The 14,637-nt window shown below is 76.1% G+C and carries 11 protein-coding genes; 6 read left to right on the plus strand and 5 right to left on the minus strand.

The window, feature by feature from the left end; translation table 11 throughout:
• Window positions 1-204 precede the first annotated feature (204 nt).
• Together FXF50_RS02010 and FXF50_RS02015 are read left to right on the plus strand one after the other, a co-directional pair.
• Window positions 205-1,071 (plus strand): hypothetical protein, encoded by an 867-nt coding sequence (locus FXF50_RS02010; RefSeq protein WP_148425456.1) that lies wholly within the window; start codon window positions 205-207, stop codon window positions 1,069-1,071.
• 265 nt (window positions 1,072-1,336) lie between these two features.
• Window positions 1,337-2,689 (plus strand): hypothetical protein, encoded by a 1,353-nt coding sequence (locus tag FXF50_RS02015; RefSeq protein ID WP_187399475.1) that lies wholly within the window; start codon window positions 1,337-1,339, stop codon window positions 2,687-2,689.
• A gap of 79 nt (window positions 2,690-2,768) precedes the next feature.
• Here the strand turns inward: FXF50_RS02015 and FXF50_RS02020 are convergent, their stop codons facing one another.
• Window positions 2,769-3,626 (minus strand): protein phosphatase 2C domain-containing protein, encoded by an 858-nt coding sequence (locus FXF50_RS02020; RefSeq protein WP_187399476.1) that lies wholly within the window; start codon window positions 3,624-3,626, stop codon window positions 2,769-2,771.
• 173 nt (window positions 3,627-3,799) lie between these two features.
• The gene (locus FXF50_RS02025) at window positions 3,800-4,147 is read right to left on the minus strand and encodes an Lsr2 family protein (protein ID WP_148425696.1); all 348 of its coding nucleotides are present in this window, start codon (window positions 4,145-4,147) and stop codon (window positions 3,800-3,802) included.
• Window positions 4,148-4,394: 247 nt separating this feature from the next.
• Between FXF50_RS02025 and lon the strand changes: the two genes are divergently transcribed.
• Entirely contained in the window at window positions 4,395-6,731 is a 2,337-nt protein-coding gene (gene lon, locus FXF50_RS02030; protein WP_148425457.1) for an endopeptidase La, read from the plus strand.
• 54 nt (window positions 6,732-6,785) lie between these two features.
• On the opposite strand, the gene FXF50_RS02035 is transcribed toward lon, so the two are convergent.
• Window positions 6,786-8,585 carry a DEAD/DEAH box helicase gene (locus FXF50_RS02035; RefSeq protein WP_148425458.1) on the minus strand — a complete coding sequence of 600 codons (1,800 nt, stop codon included), beginning with the start codon at window positions 8,583-8,585 and terminating at the stop codon, window positions 6,786-6,788.
• Window positions 8,586-8,775: 190 nt separating this feature from the next.
• Window positions 8,776-9,516 (minus strand): helix-turn-helix transcriptional regulator, encoded by a 741-nt coding sequence (locus FXF50_RS02040; protein ID WP_148425459.1) that lies wholly within the window; start codon window positions 9,514-9,516, stop codon window positions 8,776-8,778.
• 129 nt (window positions 9,517-9,645) lie between these two features.
• Here FXF50_RS02040 and FXF50_RS02045 point away from each other — a divergent pair, with 129 nt between their 5' ends.
• Complete coding sequence (locus tag FXF50_RS02045; RefSeq protein ID WP_148425460.1) at window positions 9,646-11,865, plus strand: family 43 glycosylhydrolase; 2,220 nt, start codon at window positions 9,646-9,648, stop codon at window positions 11,863-11,865.
• A gap of 106 nt (window positions 11,866-11,971) precedes the next feature.
• On the opposite strand, the gene FXF50_RS02050 is transcribed toward FXF50_RS02045, so the two are convergent.
• Window positions 11,972-12,505: a 2'-5' RNA ligase family protein gene (locus FXF50_RS02050; RefSeq protein ID WP_148425461.1), complete on the minus strand. Its 534-nt coding sequence runs from the start codon at window positions 12,503-12,505 to the stop codon at window positions 11,972-11,974.
• A 122-nt stretch (window positions 12,506-12,627) separates the two neighbouring features.
• Between FXF50_RS02050 and FXF50_RS02055 the strand changes: the two genes are divergently transcribed.
• Entirely contained in the window at window positions 12,628-13,821 is a 1,194-nt protein-coding gene (locus FXF50_RS02055) for a cytochrome P450 (protein ID WP_255509838.1), read from the plus strand.
• Window positions 13,818-14,603: an isocitrate lyase/phosphoenolpyruvate mutase family protein gene (locus FXF50_RS02060; RefSeq protein WP_148425462.1), complete on the plus strand. Its 786-nt coding sequence runs from the start codon at window positions 13,818-13,820 to the stop codon at window positions 14,601-14,603. Before FXF50_RS02055 ends, FXF50_RS02060 begins: the two co-directional genes overlap by 4 nt.
• Window positions 14,604-14,637: the final 34 nt, after the last annotated feature.

Consider the following 14,637-nt stretch of genomic DNA (forward strand, 5'->3'; position numbering starts at 1 on the left):
GCCGAGCCTAGAGGCCCGGAACCCGGCGCGCACCAGACGACGGGTCGGGATCGGTGCCCGCCGGGGTGCGGCGCGCGCCGCACGGACCGTTTCACGGGCCTTCGGCGGTCCGGGTGACCGGGGTACCGCCGCACCGCCGAGGCGGCCACCATGATCGACGCCCTAGACTCGGGCGTCGACCGAACGACGGATGGAACTGGCGAGATGACGAGCACCGGCAGCGTGGCCGCCTCCTGGCTGCGTCCGATCCCGCCCGGGGTCGCGCCGCAGCTCACCCGGGCGAACCAGGTCGGGTATCCGGCCCGGCGGCTCGGTGAGCTGGTGCAGGGCCGGCCGCCGGGCGTCACCGGGCACCAGTGGAGCACCGCGGGCCGGGAGGGCTTCGACCAGGTCGTCTGCGCCGCCGACAGCGGCCTGCCGCTGTTCGCCGTGCGCTTCGCCCCGCCCGCGCCCGCCGGGTCGCCCGCCCGCCGGGCCGAGCGGATGACCAGCGCGGTCTGCGCCGCGGTCGGCCTGCCGCTGCTGCGGGTGGAGTCGCCCACGTTGCGCGGCGCCGAGCACGCCCGCCGCCTCGTCGAGTACGTCATCGACGCGCGCGGCTACGACGCCGGCACCGACCCGGACACCGGCGACGCCGTCGGGTTCCGGGACATCGTCGGCCGGCTCCCGGACGGCCGCCGCGGGCCCGTGAACGACCTCGGGGCGCTCACCCGGGCCGCCGCCGTCGAGGCGTACGTGGAGCGTCGGCTCGCCGACCCGATCGTCCGCGGGCTGCACGTGCGGTGGGCGGACGGCCCGGCCGAGGGCTGGAGCTGGGTCGAGGTGCGGCCCGGCCGGTGCCTCGTGGAGCGGGTGCACCTGGCGGCCGAGCGCCTCTCCTGCGGCGTCGATCCGGGCCGGCTCGCCGAGGACCTGGCCGCCGTGGCGGTCGGGGAGCGGCTGCGCGACCTGGACGCCGCCGGACCGTCCCTGGTGGACCGGGACGAGTTGCGCGGGCGGATCCGGCAGCTCGCCGCCCGGCGCGACGAGTTCGACGGCGGCTTCGCCTTCGACCACCTCTGCGCCGACTGACCGGTGTTCCCGGCCCCCGGCCGGCCCCGCGGGTGTCCCCGCGAATTCTCCCGTTCCCCGGTTGAACCTTCGCCGCCCTCGCTCCGTACCTAAGCGGGAATGGACGCAGATCTTCCCCGCCGCGCCGGACGGCGCGGTGACGGTGCGGAAAGGGCATCGTCGGTCATCGACGTGCGACCGGAACGTCGCAGTGATCCTCACCCCGAATTCCATCGGTCCGCCGGGATCACCAGTCAGCTACCGGATCGAGAAGGAGAGCAATTCGATGCGCAGGTCCACACGGGCGCGCCGGTCATCCGGTAACGCGCGGAGCAAGCGTCTGCTGGCCGTGGTCGGCACGCTCGCGGTCTTCGGCGGAATCGTCGCCGTCACCCAGATCTCGTCCGCCCAGGACCGGCGGACCACCGTCCGTACCGCCTCGGCGTCCTGCGTGCCCGCGAGCCCGGGTGCCACCGCGCCGGGCGGCCAGGGCAGCACCACGCGGACCTGGCAGAACGGCCGGTGGGTCCGCAACCACTGGGGTGACGGCCAGATGTCGTCCGCCGAGTGCCAGCAGACCAAGGGGGGCGGCGCGGGCGCCGCGACGCCGACCGTGGCCTGCCCGGATGTGCGGAGCAAGCTGCCGGAGGTGCCCGACCAGGCGCGCGCCGAGGTGGACCGCAACCTCGCCCTGCTGGACAGCCAGATCGCCGAGGCCAACCGGCGGCTCGCGGCGGACGGCGCCCGCAACGGCGACGTCGTGAACAACACGATCCTGCGGCCCCTCGCCGACAAGCGGACCGCGACGTTGAACCGGATCGCGACGGCCATCGGCCGCGTCGCCGACCGCCCTCAGGGCCTGGACCAGTTGGCCCAGTGCGCCCTCGCCGACAACGCCCAGAACGGCGGCCAGAACGGCGGCCAGAACGGCGGCCAGAATGGGGGCCAGACCGGCGGCGACAACAACGGCGGACAGACCGGTGGCGACAACAACGGCGGCCAGACCGGCGGGCAGACCGGCGGCAACAACGGCGGCCAGACCGGCGGGAACAACGGCGGCAACAATGGTGGCAACAACGGCGGCAACAACGGTCTCCAGGTGCTCGCCAAGGACTGCTCCAACAGCCAGCTCCAGGCGCACGACGGCTTCCAGAACGGCAACCGCTGCGTGAGCACCGCCTTCGGTGAGGTCGGCGCCGCCGCCAACAACCCCTCGCTGCTCATCACGCAGTTCCCGAACCGGGTCCAGCGCAACCAGCCGTTCACCCTCCGGGTCAGCACCCGGAACCTCATCCGCGACCGCTTCCTCGCGGCCGGCCAGGGCGGCTACTACGTGGAGAGCTCGCTGCTCAACGACCAGGGCCTGGTGCGGGGCCATTTCCACACCGCGTGCCGGATGCTGCAGAGCACCCAGGCGGCGCCGTCGAACCCGCAGGACGTTCCGGCGTTCTTCGTGGCGACCGAGGACGGCGGCGGTAGCCGCCAGGCCGACCAGGTCACCATCCAGGTTCCCGGTCTGCCCCAGTCGGGCCTCGCGCAGTGCGCGGTCTGGGCCGGTGACGGCTCGCACCGCATCCCCATGATGGAGCGGGCCAACCAGACCCCCGCCTTCGACGCGGTGCGGATCCGGGTCAACTGAACACCGACGGCCGGAGCCGCCCGGGGGCACGCCCGGGCGGCTCCGGCCGTTCCGTGCGTGCCTACCCGGGTCGCCCGCCTCAGCGACCGGATGCCGGCCCCGACGCGTCGCCGAGTTCCCAGCGGGCCAGTTCGGTGCAGTGCACGATCGTGGCGTCGTCCGGGACCGGCGCGTCGGGGCCCGTGCCGAAGCCGGCCTCGGCGCGCCGGACGCGGCGGACGACCTCGGCCGGCCCGTCGGTGGCGATCAGGTCCCGCACGCCGGCCCAGTCGGTCAGGCCGTACGGGCTGACGATGCGGCTGGCGCCGTTGCTGAGCAGCGCGACGCCGTGCAGGTGGTCCAGGGGCCGGCTGCCGGTCACCGCCTCCTCCGCGGCGTACGGGTCGTCCTTGGCGATCCAGTAGCCGCCCGGCTGGTTCCGGCGCGCCCGCAGCGCCGCGACGCAGGACTCCCGGACGCGGTCGTACTCCGGCGTGCCCGGCGCGACCCCGTCCAGCGGCGCGGAGCAGATGCGCCGGGCGGTGGCCTCGCGCGGGTCGGTGACGACCTGCGGGCCGCCGCGAACCTGGTCGAGCACGAGGAAGGAGTCCGCGAGCAGGAGATGGTCCAGGCGGCCCCGGTGGGCGCGGACGATCGCCACGGTCGCCTGCGGGCTGGCGGGATGCGTGATGTCGCAGGTGTCGCGGTGAGTGGCGGCGATCTCGTCGATCGCGGCGGCGAGGAGCGACACGAGGTCCCGCCCGTCGTCCCGCGACAGCCGGCCGAGCAGCGCGCCGCCGAGGCGGTGGGTGTACCAGGCGACGCCGTGGGCGCAGATCGCGCCGGTGCCCGGGATGCCGGCGCCGTCCAGCAGTACGGCGGCGCCGGGAACCGCGCCGAGGAAGTCCTCGTTCGGGCGGCCGCCGTGGCCGGCGCTGGTCGCCATGCTGACGCGCACGGGTGGCCTCCTGGGTCCGGGATCGCGCGCCTTGCGGACCGGAGCGCGCGGGTGAAGTTCCCCTGCCGGGGATTCCCCGCCCGGCCGAAAATCGTTAACGGTAGGAAAGCCGACCGGGGCCACGCCGATTTCTCAGCGTGACCCCGGGATGCCCGACGGTGAACCGGGAGGGCTCAGCGGTTCTTGTAGGCCTCCACCACCGAGACGGGGATGCGACCCCGCTCGGAAATCTCGTAGCCGTTCTTGGTGGCCCATTCCCGGATGGCGCGGTTCTGCTCGCGGTCCATTCCCGAGGTGCTGGGGCGGGTCGCGCCGCGCGCCGGGCGCCCGGCCTCCACGGGCCCGCGCCCGATCCGCCTGCCAGCGCTGATGTACGGGTCCAGCGCCTTGCGCAGAACGCCGGCGTTCTCGTCGGAGACGTCGATCGTGTACGCCACGCCGTCCAGGCTGAACTCGACGGTCCGATCAGCCTTTCCGCCGTCGAGGTCGTCGGTCAGAACGGTGATTACTTTCCTTGCCATCGCCATTACTCCCTGTGTCGGGCGGGGTGTGGCTAAGAGTTTGACGTATCTCGCGGCAATTTCGCAACAATACCCGTCCTTCGCCATTCGGCGGGTCGTCTTATCTCCGTGCCGCCCAATGGGCGTTCGGGCCCGGTGGGGCTGTCCGGCCGGGCCTCGGGAGTGGCGTGGGTCACAAGCCGGAACAAGGGAGACGGTTTGTTACTTGAGCCTGACACGCTCAACCCAACGTGATAGCAGGTGTTCGATGGCAACTCTTCCGGTACTTCCTCTGACCGACGCCGTCCTGCTGCCCGGCATGGTCATCCCGGTGACCCTCGACCCGACCACCCAGGCCGCGGTCGACGCGGCCCGCGCCACGGGCGACAAGAAGCTGCTCGCCGTGCCCCGCCTCGACGGCGAGTACGGCTCGGTGGGCGTGGTCGCCACCATCGAGAAGGTGGGCCGGCTGCCCAGCGGCGAGCCCGCCGCCGTGGTCCGCGGCCTCGCCCGGGCCCGGATCGGCTCCGGCGTGCCCGGACCGGGCGCCGCCCTCTGGGTCGAGGCCACCACCCTCGACGAACCCGCCCCGGCCGGCCGGGCCCGGGAACTCGGCCGCGAGTACCGCGCGCTGATGACCTCGGTCCTCCAGGAGCGGGGCGCCTGGCAGGTCATCGACGCCATGGAGCGGATGACCGACCTGTCCGAGCTGGCCGACGCGGCCGGCTACGCGCCCTGGCTGACGCTGGCGCAGAAGACCGAGCTGCTCGCCGCCCCGGACGTCACCGCCCGGCTGGAGCTGCTGGTCGGCTGGGTGAAGGACCACCTGGCCGAGCAGGAGGTCACCGAGCGGATCAACAGCGACGTGCGCGAGGGGCTGGAGAAGTCGCAGCGCGAGTTCCTGCTCCGCCAGCAGCTCGCCGCCATCCGCAAGGAACTCGGCGAGGACGAGCCGGACGGCTCCGCCGACTACCGCTCCCGCGTCGAGTCCGCCGACCTGCCCGAGAAGGTCCGCGAGGCGGCCCTGCGCGAGGTCGGCAAGCTGGAGCGGGCCAGCGACGCCTCCCCGGAGGCCGGCTGGATCCGCGCCTGGCTCGACACCGTCCTCGAGATGCCGTGGAACACGCGTACCGAGGACAACACCGACCTGGCCGCGGCGCGTGCCGTGCTCGACGCCGACCACGCCGGCCTGGCCGACGTGAAGGACCGCATCCTGGAGTACCTCGCGGTGCGCAACCGGCGCGCCGAGCGCAACCTCGGCGTGGTCGGCGGCCGCGGCTCCGGCGCGGTGCTCGCCCTGGCCGGCCCGCCCGGCGTCGGCAAGACCAGCCTCGGCGAGTCCGTGGCGCGGGCCCTCGGCCGCAACTTCGTCCGGGTCTCCCTGGGCGGTGTCCGCGACGAGGCGGAGATCCGCGGCCACCGGCGCACCTACGTGGGCGCGCTGCCCGGCCGGATCGTCCGCGCGCTGCGCGAGGCCGGCTCGATGAACCCGGTGGTGCTCCTCGACGAGGTCGACAAGCTGGCCGTCGGCTACTCCGGCGACCCGGCCGCGGCCCTGCTGGAGGTGCTCGACCCCGCCCAGAACCACACCTTCCGGGACCACTACCTGGAGGTCGACCTCGACCTGTCCGACGTGCTGTTCCTGGCCACCGCCAACGTGGTGGAGAGCGTCCCCGGCCCGCTGCTGGACCGGATGGAGCTGGTCACCCTGGACGGCTACACCGAGGACGAGAAGGTGGCCATCGCCCGGGACCACCTGCTGCCCCGGCAGCGGGAGCGGGCCGGGCTGACCGCCGACGAGGTCACCGTGGCCGACGAGGCGCTGGCGCTGATCGCGGGTGAGTACACCCGGGAGGCCGGTGTCCGGCAGCTCGAACGCGCCCTCGCGAAGATCCTGCGCAAGGTCACCGTGGCGCTGGCGTCCGACCCGGCGCCGGTCCGCGTCGACACCGACAACCTCGCCCGCTACCTGGGCCGGCCCAAGTTCACCCCGGAGTCGGCCGAGCGGACGGCGGTCCCCGGCGTGGCCACCGGCCTGGCGGTCACCGGCGCCGGCGGGGACGTGCTCTTCATCGAGGCCACCAGCATGGAGGGCGAGCCGGGGCTGACCCTCACCGGTCAGCTCGGCGACGTGATGAAGGAGTCGGCGCGCATCGCGCTGTCGTACCTGCGCTCCAACGGGCGACGCCTCGGCATCGACCCGAACGCCCTCGCCGGGCGGCGGATCCACGTGCACTTCCCGGCGGGCGCGGTGCCCAAGGACGGCCCGAGTGCCGGCATCACCATGGTGACGGCGCTGGCGTCGCTGGTCACCGGCCGGCCGGTCCGCCCGGAGTTCGGCATGACCGGCGAGGTCACCCTCTCCGGCCGGGTGCTGCCCATCGGCGGCGTGAAGCAGAAGCTGCTCGCCGCCCACCGGGCCGGCCTCACCGAGGTGATCATCCCGAAGCGCAACGAGCCGGACCTGGACGACCTGCCCACCGAGGTCCGGGAGGCGCTGACCATCCACACCCTCGCCGACGTGGCGGACGTGCTCGCCCTGGCGCTGCGCCCGGCCGAGGTCGACGCGGAGACGCTGGGCGGCCAGCCGCTCGCCGCGGCCTGACCACCCGGCACGCCGAGGCCCCCGGTCCACCCGGACCGGGGGCCTCGGCCGCGCTCACCAGCGGTCCCGGCGCTCCCGCCGCTCGCCACCGTCGCCGTCCCGGCCGCGCCGCTCCCGGCGGTCACCGTCGAAGCGGCGCTCGCCGCCGCCGTCGCCGTCCCGGTCCCGGCGCACGGTGGCCTTGCGGCCCTTGATGGTGCTGCCGCGCAACCCCTGGATCACCTCGTCGGCGACCCCGTACGGCACCTCGACCAGGGAGAACCGGTCGGCGATCTCGATCGAGCCGATGTCCCGGCCGCTGACCCCGGTCTCCCCGGTGATCGCACCGACCAGGTCCTGCGGGCGCACCCCGGCGCGCCGGCCCAGCCCGATGAACACCTGCGTGGTGCCCCCGGCGCGGGGACGCGCGCCACCGCGCCGGTCCCGGCCCTCGTACCCCGGCCGGGTCTCCCGGGGCGCGCGGACCGCGACCTGCGGGATCTCCTCCTCCTCGTCGGCCGTGCCGGGCAGGGTGGCCTCGTGGGCCAGCCGCACCGCGGCCAGCGCGACCTCTATGAGGTCGAACTCGTCGGTCAGCGACTCGACGATCGCCCGGACAGGCTCCAGGTCGTCCTCCAGCAGCGACTCCCGCAGCGCCGCCTGGGTCAGCTCCAGCCGCCGGGTACGCAGGTCCGCCACCGTCGGGATCTTGTCGACCGCGATCCGCTGGCCGGTGACGCGCTCGATGGTCTTGAGCATCCGGTGCTCGCGCGGCTCGGCCAGGGTGATGGCCACCCCTTCCCGGCCGGCCCGGCCCACCCGGCCGATCCGGTGCACGTACGACTCGGGCGCCGACGGGACGTCGTAGTTGACCACGTGGGTGAGCTGCTCCACGTCCAGCCCGCGGGCCGCCACGTCGGTGGCCACCAGCAGGTCGGCGGTGCCCGATCGCAGCCGGCCCATCACCCGGTCGCGCTGCTCCTGGCTCATTCCGCCGTGCAGCGCCTCGGCCCGGTAGCCCCGGCCGTTCATCGTCTCGGTGAGCCGGTCCACCTCCTCCCGGCTGCGGCAGAACACGATCGCCGCGGTCGGCGACTCCACGTCGAGCACCCGGCCCAGCGCCGCCGGCTTGTGCGCCCGCGCCACGATGTACGCGCTCTGGCGCACCCGCGGCGCCTCGCCCGCGACGGGCCGCTCCCGCTCGATCTGGATGCGCTCCGGGTCGGTGAGGTGCTTGCGGGCCAGCCCGTCGATCCGGGCCGGCATGGTGGCCGAGAAGAGCACGGTCTGCCGGCCGGCCGGGGCGTGCTCCAGGATCGCCTCGATGTCCTCGGCGAAGCCCATGTCGAGCATCTCGTCCGCCTCGTCCAGCACCACGGTGGCCAGCGCGCCCAGCCGCAGGGTGCCCCGGGCGATGTGGTCCAGCGCCCGGCCCGGGGTCGCCACCACCACGTCCACGCCGGCGTCGAGGGCGCGCAGCTGCCGGCCGATCGGCTGGCCGCCGTAGATCGGCAGCACCCGGGCGCCCAGGTCCTTGCCGTAGCGGTGGAACGCCTCGGAGACCTGCACGGCCAGCTCCCGGGTGGGCACCAGCACCAGCGACACCGGGTCCCCGCCGGGCCGGTCGTCGGGCATCCGCTGCAACAGCGGCAGGGCGAACGCGGCGGTCTTGCCGGTGCCGGTCGCCGCCTGCCCCAGCAGATCCCGGCCGGCGAGCAGCGGTGGGATCGCCTCCCGCTGGATCGGGGTCGGCTCCTCGTAGCCGAGGACGGCCAGCGCGTTCAGCAGCTCGGTGCGCAGTCCGAGGTCCGCGAAGGCGGCGGCCTCGTCCTCGGCGGGGGTGGCGGGATCGGTCGGGGTTGGTGCGGAACTCATGGGGCAAGCCTTTCATCACCCCCACCCGGCCGTCGCGGCGACCGCCGCAAACCGTCGCCCCCGCCACGCCGGGGTGACCCGGCAGGGCCCCGTCCCCCGGCTGGATCACCCGGACGCGGCCGCGGCAGCGGGCCAGCTCGGCGGGTGACGGCAGCACGCCGGCCGGAACGGCGCCGCCGGGCGGCGAGGGTCAGGCGCGGGCGGGACCGGAGTCGCGGGAGGGCGGGGCGAGGGCGGCCGGGTCGAGCGCGAGGGCCGCGGCCAGGGCGGGGCGGCCGGCCGGGGTGACGCGGACCGCCCGGCCGGTGCCGCGCGCGGTCCAGCCGAGGTCGAGGAAGCGCCGGCAGAGCGCGGCGCCGAGCGCGCCGGCCAGGTGGGGGCGGCGCTCGGTCCAGTCCAGGCAGTCCCGGACCAGGGGCCGCCGGGCGGCACGCAGCGGCTCGACGGGCACGCCGAGGTCGGTCAGCCAGGCCACCCCGGCCGGGGTCACCGCCAGGCCGCCGGCACGGTCGAGCACGCCGCGGGCCAGCAGGGCGTCGTGCACCAGCACGCCGAGCCGGCCGGCCAGGTGGTCGTAGCAGGTCCGGGCGTACGCGAGGGACGCCTGGGCCGACGCGGCGCGCAACGTGCGGGGCGGGGTCGCCGGGGCGGGCGCCCGGCCGGCCAGGTCCTCGACGAGCTGGGCCACCGACGGGTCGGCGAGGCGGACGTAGCGGTGCCGGCCCTGCCGTTCCTCGGCCAGCAGCCCGCCGCGGACCAGCCGGGTGAGGTGGTCGCTCGCGGTGGAGGGCGCCACCCCGGCGGACCGGGCCAGCTCGCCCGCCGTCCAGGCCCGACCGTCGAGCAGGGCGAGGCAGAAGCCGGCCCGGGTCGGGTCGGCGAGCAGCGCGGCGAGCCCGGCCAGCGCCTGTCCGTCGGTGCGGGTGGTCATGCGGGCAATGCTGACACGGGAATTGTTCGGTCCCCACCGACCCGTGCGCGTCGCTCTTTACATCGTTGTCTCCAACGTTGTAGAAACGGGGCACCGCAGCGACCTCCGTCTACCTCCAAGGCAGGTCTGATGGGACACCTCCACCGCGGCGGCGTGCTCGCCGCCGCACTCGCTCTGCTCCTGACCACGACCACGGCCGCGGCAGCCGCGCCGGCCGCCGGGGCCGACCGTTACCGGAACCCGGTCACGGCCGGCTTCGCCGACACCTTCGCCGACCCGGCCGTGGTCCGCGGCGACGACGGCCTCTGGTACGCCTTCGGCACCTCCGACCCGCTGCGCGAGGGCGAACGCCAGGCGCACCGGGTGCCGATCGCCCGCTCCGCCGACCTGGTCGACTGGACCTACGTGGGCGACGCCTTCGCTCCCGACCAGCGGCCGCCCTTCGCCGCGCCCGGGGCCGCGTTCTGGGCGCCCGACGTGCGCCGGATCGGCGACCGCTGGGTGATGTACGTGACCGTCACCGACACCACCGTCTCCGGTGACACCTTCGACACCGCGATCGGGGCGGCCACCGCGCCCACCCCGGCCGGGCCGTGGACGTTCTCCGACGCGCCGGTGGTCGCCCCGCGGCCGGGCGGGGGCGGCGGTTACCTCTGGACCATCGACCCCAGCCAGTTCACCGACTCCGACGGCCGGTCCTACCTGTACTACGGCAGCTACTACGGCGGCATCTCGGTCACCGAGCTCTCCGCCGACGGGCTGCGCGCGGTCGGCGCGTCCACCCTGGTCGCCATCGACAACAAGTTCGAGGGCAGCTACGTGCTGCGCCACGACGGCTGGTACTGGCTGTTCGCCTCCACGGCGAACTGCTGCGCCGGCCCGGCCACCGGCTACTCCGTGCAGGTCGGCCGGGCGCGCGACCCGCGCGGCCCGTTCGTGGACCGGGAGGGCCAGCGGCTCGACGTGTCCCGGGCCGGCGGCACGCCGGTGCTCACCCAGAACGGCAACCGCTGGATCGGCCCCGGGCACAACGCCGTGCTCACCGACCTGTCCGGCCAGGACTGGATCGCGTACCACGCGATCGACCGGGCCGACCCGTACCTGGACGAGCCGTTCGGGATCAACGAGCGGCCGATGCTGCTGGACCGCCTCGACTGGGTGGACGGCTGGCCGACCGTGAACGCGGGCGCCGGCCCCTCCGAGGAGCCGCGGCCCGCGCCGGTCACCACCGGCCGGGTCGACGCCCGCTTCGACACCGCCGACCTGCACGACTGGCGGGGCGGCACGGGCGAGTGGCGGGTGACCGGCGGCGTCCTCGCCGGCACCGGCACGCTGAGCAGCCGGACCGGGCTCGGCGGGGACGTGCGGGCCGAGGCCGACCTGCGGTTGGCCGGGGCGGAGACGGCCGGGCTGCGGCTGGGGACGGTGGAGGTCACGGTCGGCGGCGGCCGGCTGACCGCCCGGCAGAGCGGCGGCGCCACGGCGAGCGTGCCGCTGCCCGCCGGACTTGACCTCACCGACCGGCACAACCTGGCCGTGGAGGTACGCGACCGGCACCTCGTCGCCGAGCTGAGCCCGGCCCGCCTCGGCGACCAGCTCGCCGTGGTGACGCTGGCGCTGACCCGGCCGGCGGCCGGCCCGCTCGCGCTGCGCGCCGAGGGTGGCCCGGCCGAGTTCGACAACGTCAGCGCGGCCCGGCTGTACCGCCCGGTCCGGCACACGGTCGCCCCGCCCCGGGTCGGCCCGGTGCTCTCCGGGTGGTCCGATGAGTTCACCGACGGGCTCGACCCGGCCTGGCAGTGGATCCGGCCCAACCCGGCCGCCACGGTGACCGGCGGCGCGCTGCGCTGGCCGGTCGAGTCGGGCGACCTCGTCGGCACCGGCAACACGGCCGGGGTCCTGCTGCGCGACGCGCCCACGGGCGACTACGTGGCGGAGACGAAGGTGACCCTCGACCTGGGCGAGGACGTGGTCCGCAACTACCAGCAGGCGGGCCTCGTGGCGTACGTGGACGACGACCGGTTCGCCCGGCTCGCCCAGGTGGCCATCTGGAACACCCGCCAGGTCGAGTACGGCTACGAGCTGCCCTTCGCCGGCCGGCCCGTCTACGGCGGCAGCATCGTCGGCACCCCGGCCACCACCACCTGGCTGCGGTTGGCCCACCACGTCGCCCCGGTCAGCGGCGAGCACGAGTTCCGGGCCGGGTCCAGCCGGGACGGCACGCACTGGACGTGGGGCGCCGTGTGGACCTTCCCGGCCGACACCACGCCCCGGATCGGCCTCGTCGCGCACGGCGGCGCCACCCCGGCGGTGACCGCGCAGTTCGACTACCTGCGGTTCCACCGCTGACCCGCGCGACCGGGGCCGTCCTGCTGCGGGCGGCCCCGGTCCGCCGGGCTCATCCGGGGACGGCGGCCCCGGTCCGTCGGGGCCGTGCGGTGACGGGCGGTCCCGGTCAGGCGCCGGGACGCGGGCAGGCCGCGGTCAGCTCGCTGACCGTCCGGGTGTCGCTGTCGTAGCTGCGTGCGGCCACGAACTCCCCGCCCGGGCGCTCGGGCCCGGTCACCGCGCGGGCGCGGCGGCGGTCGGCGTCGCGGAACCGCAGCGCCAGGCTCAGGTGCGGCACCCAGCGCCCGGGCAGGTGCCACGGCCGCGGACCGGGCGCCCGGGCGAGCACGTCCCAGACGGCGCCGTGCAGGGCGACGAGCTGCGGCGTCGGCCGGACCAGCCAGACCAGCGGGGCGCTGCCGTCGAGGACCGCCACCCGGTCCAGCCGGGCCGGCAGCGGCAGCGCCGCGTCGCAGAGGTCGGCGAGGCGCTGCTCGGCGCCGGCCGGGAACTCGTCGACCGAGGCGAGGGTGAGGTGCGGCCGGTTCGTCGGGTGCGCGTTGCGGGCCAGGCTGGGCAGGCCGGCGGCGGCGAGCCGGTCCCAGGCCGCCCGTACCGCCTCCTCCAGCTCCGGCGAGCAGAGCAGTTCGACCGTACGCACGCCGTCAGGCTAACCGCCGGCGGCGGTGCGGCGACGTCCCGCGGGCAATGCCGGCCGCGGCGAGTCGGCGGCGGCGCGATCGTTCGGTCGGGGCCGAAGGAAGCCGGCCATACGGTCGGGCGATGAGCTGGCCGATGATCCCGCCCGACCCCGACACGCCCCCCTGCGGGGCGCCCGTGCCCGTCGCCGGCGGCTGGCTGGTCACCCGGCACGCCGACGTGGTCGCCGTGCTGACCGATCCCCGGTACGTGGTGCCCGTCGCACCCGGCGGCCCGCCCGGCACCCTGGCCTGGCTGCGCGGGACGGTCAGCCGGTTCAGCGCCCCGGACCGGCATCCCGGCCGGCGCGCGCTGGGAGTGGCCGCGCTCCGCGATCTCGACCCGGACGAACTGCGCGACGCCGCCGCCGGGCTGACCACGCGGACGCTGGACCGGCTCGCCGGCGGACAGCTCGGCTCCGCGCGCGGTGGCGACGCGGGCGAGCGCCCAGGAACCGGCGACCCGGGCGGCCCGGCAGCGGGCGGTGGCGGCGCGGGGGAGCACCGCGGGACCGGCGACCCGGCCGGGGGCGGCCGGGTGGAGGTGATGGGGGCGCTCGCGCGGCGCGTACCCCTGGAGGCGCTGGCGGCGCGGCTCGGCCTGGCCGACCCGGCGGCGGCCGTGCCGGCGGTGACCGCGGTGGCCGCCGCCTACCACCCGGGCGCCGACCCCGCCGCCGTGGCGCACGCCGACCGGGCCGTGACCGCGCTGCTGGCGATGTCGCCGCCGGCCCCGGCCGAGGCCGCCGCGAACCGGATCGGACTGCTCGTGCAGGCCGCCGACGCGACCGCCGGGCTGATCGGCGCCGCCGTCCGGCACGGGCTCGCGGCGCCGGCCGCGCTCGGCACGGCCGACCTGCTGGCCGAGGTGCTGCGCCTGGACCCGCCGGTCCGCGCCACCCGCCGGGTCGCCACCGGCGCCACCCGCCTGGCCGGCCGCGAGATCGGTCCGGACGCCACGCTGCTGCTCCGCTTCGACGCGGCCAACCGGGACCCGGCCGTCCATCCGGACCCGGACCGGTTCCATCCCGCTGGCCCGGACCAGGCCGGCCACGCCGCGGGCGACGGTGGCCACCTGGCGCTCGCCGGCCGTTGCGTGCGGGCGCTGACCTTCGGCGCCGGGCCCCGGGGCTGCCCGGGGGAGCGGCACGCCCTCGCCCTCGCCGCCGGCGTGGTCGAGGTGCTGCGCGCGCGGTGCCGGCCCGCCGGGACGCCCGTCCGCTACGCCCCGCACCCCACCCTGCGTGTCCCGACCAGCCTCGAGGTGATGTTCCGATGACCGACCGCGCCGCCGCCTTCCACGCCCTGCACCGGCCGGGCCGGCCCCTGTTGCTGCCCAATGCCTGGGACCACGCCTCCGCCGCGGCGCTGGCCGCCCGGGGCCACCCGGCCGTCGGCACGACCAGCCTCGGGGTGGCCGCGGCCGCCGGCAAGCCGGACGGCACCGGGGCGACCCGGAGCGAGAACCTCGACCTGGCCCGCCGGCTGCGGGACCTGCCGGTGCTGCTGACCGTCGACATCGAGGACGGCTTCGGCGACGACCCGGCGGCGGTGGCCGGGTACGTCGCCGAGCTGGCCGCGCTCGGCGCGGTCGGGGTGAACCTGGAGGACGGTCGCCCGGACGGCACGCTCGCGCCCGGGGAGCTCGCCGCCGCCAAGATCGCGGCGGTGCGGGCGGCCGTGCCGGGGCTGTTCGTCAACGCCCGCACCGACGCCTGGTGGCTGGGCGTGCCCGACCCGCTGCCGGCGGCGCTCGAGCGGGCCGCGGCGTACCGGGCGGCGGGCGCGGACGGGCTGTTCGTCCCGGGCGCGCCGGACGACACGGTCGGGTTGCTGGTGGCCGAGGCGGGGCTGCCGCTCAACGTCCTGCACCGCCCGGGAGGGCCGGACCTGGCCGCGTTGGGCCGGCTCGGGGTGGCCCGGGTCAGCACCGGCTCGCTGCTGTTCCGCGCCGCCCTCGGCGCCGCGCTGCACCGGGCCGACGCGGTCCGCGCCGGCCGTGACGCCGGCCTGCCGGCCGCGCCGGATTACGCCTGGGTGCGGGACCTCTCGGCGGGATGAGCACCTTAGGGGGGAGATAGGAGGATTGTTCGGG

This window comes from Micromonospora sp. AP08 (assembly GCF_008085935.1).
In the GTDB taxonomy this organism is placed as follows: domain Bacteria; phylum Actinomycetota; class Actinomycetes; order Mycobacteriales; family Micromonosporaceae; genus Micromonospora; species Micromonospora chersina.